Genomic DNA, 4,681 nt, shown 5'->3' on the forward strand with positions numbered 1-4,681 from the left:
ACAACCAGTCCAAGTAGGAAGTTAGATGTAAATGGAGCTATTGGGGTGGCTCATACTTTGTATGGTCCTTCAGACGACAGTTTAGATTTACAGTCACAATCAGGTAAAGCCATCGTTTTTGATACCAATGGGAATACTGAGAAGATGCGAATTACTTCAGATGGCAATGTTGGGATTGGGATAACCAGTCCTTCTGCAAAACTGCATGTGGAAGGGAGTTCTTCTTCAGAGGTTTTGAGGGTTAAGAATACCGGTTTGGGATCTTGTGTTTATGGTGAAACATGGTCGTTAGGAGTTTCGGGGGGGAGCAGTGTTGCGATTTATGGTTGGGCCCCATCCAGTGGTGCATCTGTAGGAGGTGCAGCACTGGGTGTGTTAGGAAGGATTAATTCATACCAGGGTTCTGACGCGTCCGTTCCTTGTGGTGTTTTCGGTTGGGCCACTGCAACGAGTGGTGTGAATGCTGGGGTGTGGGGTGAAACAGACTCCCCAAGTGGTTACGGTGTCTATTCAGCAGGTGATATGGCTGTGAACGGTGATTTTACGTGTAATGGAAGCAAGAGTGCTGTTGTGGAAACTTCAAAGGGCCAAACTGCACTCTATTGTCAAGAGTCGCCGGAATTATGGTTTGAGGACTTTGGAGAAGGAGCGCTGATCTCGGGACGTGCCCATGTTGATTTAGATGCCTTGTTCCTTGAGATGATTACTGTTGATGTCACTCATCCCATGAAAGTTTTTGTCCAATTGAATGATGACTGCAAGGGTGTGTATGTGAGAAGAGGGGAAACGGGTTTTGATGTTGTGGAATTACAAAATGGCAAAAGCAATGCCCATTTTACCTATCGCATTGTGGCAAAGCGAAAAGGTTACGAGGACAAAAGGCTTGAAATAAAACACATTCCAACGCGCAATGATTCTCCTGCGATAAAAGAGATGAAATAAAAAAATAAAATTTGCGAGGTGCGTATGAAATTAAAAATAGTTTTTTTATGGGCTCTTTCTTTTGCAATTCCAGTCTGCGCCGTGCAGAAAAGCAATTCATATAGGATTCAAACGGATGCTGTGGACTCTACAGGGAGTAGAGCCGTCTCTACGAACTATGCAATGATTGGAACCTTAGGGCAAAGCTCTCCGATTGGAAAGAGTACAAGCAACCATTTTACTGAGCAGGGAGGATGGGTTCATCAATTATCAGAAAATCCATTGATTCTTTATTACACCTTCGATGATGGATTGGCCACGGACATGAGCGGATCAAATCATGACGGGAATGTGGTTGGGGCCACAGAAGAAACAGGCATTGCCAATAACGCCTTAGCCTTTAACGGTACGACTGACTATGTTCAAGTGTCGGACGGTAACGGTCTTAACCCAACAAGCGCAGTCACCCTGGAGGCATGGATTAATCCATCCAGTGTCAGTTCAAGCACCCGTCAATACCTTATGCAGAAATCAAGCGAGACCTGGGGATTTTATATGGCCAGCAGCAAGCTCTACTTCTACACGGATACCAAAGAAGATGGGGGCAGCCGTCTCGTTTTATTGAGTTTGATTCAAGCCAATCGCTGGACCCATGTTGCAGGTACCTATGATGAAAATGCTGGGGTCATGGTTCTTTATGTGGATGGCACCTTGAAAAGTTCTAAAATCCAGAAGGGCCATTTGGGCTCGACCGTTGATAATCTTTATGTCGGTTCCTACAGTTCTGGTCCGACTTATGCGTACAAGGGTCGAGTAGACGAGCTTAGAATCTACAATATCGCTTTGACTCAAGGAATGATTCAAGACGATATGAAAAAGGGAATTCCTGATGAAGTTTTGCATTACAATTTCGATAATGGAACCGCGACGGACCCATCTCACTGTGAGAATAATGGGAAGACAAGTGGTGTGACATCGGTAGCGGGATACAGCGCAAATGGGCTTTCGTTTAACGGATCGGGTTATGTCTGTGTACCTGATTCTGCAACGTTGGATGCTGAAGACGCCCTGACCGTTGAGGCCTGGGTTTACCCTACGAATATGGCTGCAAAGAACCAACAGTATATCCTGCAAAGGAGTGGCGGGACATGGGGGCTCTATATTTATAAAGGCAATGTGTCCTTTTTTGCAGATACCACTAATAAGGGAGGTTCATGGGTCACCTGTAGCGCCTCTATGAAAGGAAACGTCTGGTCTCATGTGGCGGGTGTGTATGATTCCAAAACAGGGACGATGAGCTTATACATGAATGGCACGCTTGCTGCGAGTAAGTCGCAATCAAAAGAATTGGATGTAACCCCTCTTTCCCTTTATCTCGGCAACGGGGGGACTTCGACCACGTATGCGTTTTATGGAATCCTGGATGAGATGAGAATTTATCGAAAGGCATTGAGTAAAGATGAAATATTGTCCGATGCGGGAATATAGGTTCAATTGTTTTATAACAATAATTTAATCTTTCTATTTTTTTGAGTTTTTTGTATGATGGTGGTCATATTTCCATATATAAATATCATTGCGAAATTGCTCTTACCATCATTTTAGAAACGAAAAGGGGAAACCCATGAGTGCTGAAGTAAAAAAGTCCTCAATTTCTCCTCAGGCTGAGGAGGAGATTAAGCGTTTTGAAAGAGAGATTGCTCTTTTAGAAGCGGGTCAATCCCCTCCTGAGGATTTCCAGAGATTTAGGTTGACCAATGGAATTTATGGGATTCGAGGGAAACCGGATCTTCATATGATCCGTGTGAAGATTCGTTATGGGAATCTTAATTCTCATCAACTGGAAGTTCTTGCCGATGTTGCGGAAAAGTACACGCCTAATAAAATAGGGCATGTGACGACACGTCAGGCCATGCAATATCATTATGTGAAACGCCATGATGTTCCTACGGTGATGCGCAGGTTAGAGGAAGTCGGATTGACAACCCGAGAGGCTTGCGGAAATACGGTTCGCAATGTCACGGCATGTTCTTACGCTGGGATTACGGATCAAGAAGTTTTTGATGTGACTCCTTATGCAGATTTGGTCTCACTTCATTTTTTGAGAAATCCCCTTTGTCAAAACATGCCTCGCAAATTTAAAATTGCTTTTGAGGGTTGTCCTGAAGACCATGCTCGAGTGACCATCCATGATTTGGGTTTTGTTGCGAAGATCAAAGAAGTCAATGGTAGAGAGATCCGCGGTTTTCAAGTTTATGCAGGGGGTGGTTTAGGTTCCATGCCTAAATCAGCGGTTTTACTAGAGGATTTTACCCCAGAGGATCGAATTTTAGAAACGGCAGAGGCGGCTATTCGTATTTTTGATCGCTTCGGAAACCGAAAGGATAAAGCAAGGGCCCGGATTAAATTTCTCTTAAAGGATTGGGGTCCGGATGAATTTAAGAAGCGAATTTTAGATGAGCGTAAAGCTGTTTTTCTGACTCAAAGTGGTAAGGTTTTGATGGCGAAAGTAAATTTCCCTGAAGAAAAACAGCCGGTGGTTGAGATTCCGAAGGGAAAGCCGTCTTTAACTTCGACTCAAATGGCCCATTTTGATCGATGGAAAAAGACCAATATTCTCAAGCAAAAACAATCGGGATATGTCGCCGTGACGGTTCGATGTCCGCTGGGTGATATTACTGTGGATCAAATGCGAAAAGTGGCTCAGATTGCTCGTAAATATTGTGAGGGACGACTTCGCACTGTGATTACGCAGAATTTGGTCTTGCGTTGGGTTCCAGAAGCCGCTCTTGAATGGGTCTATCAGGAATTAGATGCTGCGGGAATGGCTCATCATTCCGCCGATCGAGTTGCGGATATTACGCGATGCCCGGGAGCCGATACTTGCCAAATTGCGATTACCCATTCTCGAGGTCTGGCCGCCAATTTAGCCCCTCTTTTTAATAATGGCCTTGGAAGTGAGGAGGCTTTGCAAGATATTAAAATTAAAATTTCGGGTTGCTTTAATTCCTGCGGTCAACATCACATTGCGGATCTTGGATTTTATGGAATGGGTCGCCGTGTGGGTGAACATGAGGTTCCTCATTATCAGATGCTTTTGGGAGGAGGGACTCAAGAGGGTTTAGCGACGTTTGGTACTGCTGTTGCCATGGTTCCTGCCAAGCGAGTCAAGGAAGCCGTGGATAAAATTCTGAAATATTTTTTGAAGGATCGCTTGCCCAACGAGCGATTTAAAGATTTTATCAAGCGCCAGGGCATTCCAAAATTTAAAGAGCTGATTCAAGAGTTTCAGCAAATTCCATCCTATGAAACTGCTCCTGAATACTATGAAGATTTAGGAGATGAGGGTCATCTCTTTAAAATGGAAGTGGGCAAAGGCGAGTGCGCGGTTTAGTAGGTCGCCAGTCTCTGGTCTCCTGTCCCTAGTTTTCTGTCTCCTGCTTCCTTTATTCAGTCTCCGATCTTCGGTCACTGGCGACCAGTGACCCCGTAAAAACAGAAAAACTTTTATTACTTTGTTCGTTGTGATAGACTCTCCCCAATCAATGGATCGTTAGGCAAAATCACTCCCTGCTCGACTGGGAGCCAAGATGATTTAAATGCAGGAATTTTAACAAGGTTCAGAGGTCTTAGCAAACCGCCACAAGGCTCAAAAAACAGCTCAAAATCGCGCCAAAATTCACTGTGGATTTTAAGGAAGTCCAATTTTTGATATGATGTGCTCCGGAAGGAGTACAAAAAATGGGAAACGATGGCAGGA

Annotated in this window: 3 protein-coding genes; all 3 read left to right on the plus strand. The window is 44.4% G+C overall.

Translation table 11 applies throughout. From position 1 onward, the window contains the following. On the plus strand, positions 1-942 hold a 942-nt coding region (locus HYS07_09420), incomplete at its 5' end, for a hypothetical protein (GenBank protein ID MBI1871397.1). Positions 943-966: 24 nt separating this feature from the next. Then, positions 967-2,409: a LamG domain-containing protein gene (locus tag HYS07_09425; protein ID MBI1871398.1), complete on the plus strand. Its 1,443-nt coding sequence runs from the start codon at positions 967-969 to the stop codon at positions 2,407-2,409. Between the two features lie 136 nt (positions 2,410-2,545). Next, positions 2,546-4,315 carry a nitrite/sulfite reductase gene (locus HYS07_09430; protein MBI1871399.1) on the plus strand — a complete coding sequence of 590 codons (1,770 nt, stop codon included), beginning with the start codon at positions 2,546-2,548 and terminating at the stop codon, positions 4,313-4,315. Positions 4,316-4,681: the final 366 nt, after the last annotated feature.

The organism is Chlamydiota bacterium (assembly GCA_016178055.1).
Classification (GTDB): Bacteria; Auribacterota; JACPWU01; order JACPWU01; family JACPWU01; genus JACOUC01.

Coding starts and splice junctions, on each gene's coding strand:
- HYS07_09430 (MBI1871399.1), top strand. CDS start 2,546: ATGAGTGCTGAAGTAAAAAAGTCCTCAATTTCTCCTCAGGCTGAGGAG.
- HYS07_09425 (MBI1871398.1), top strand. CDS start 967: ATGAAATTAAAAATAGTTTTTTTATGGGCTCTTTCTTTTGCAATTCCA.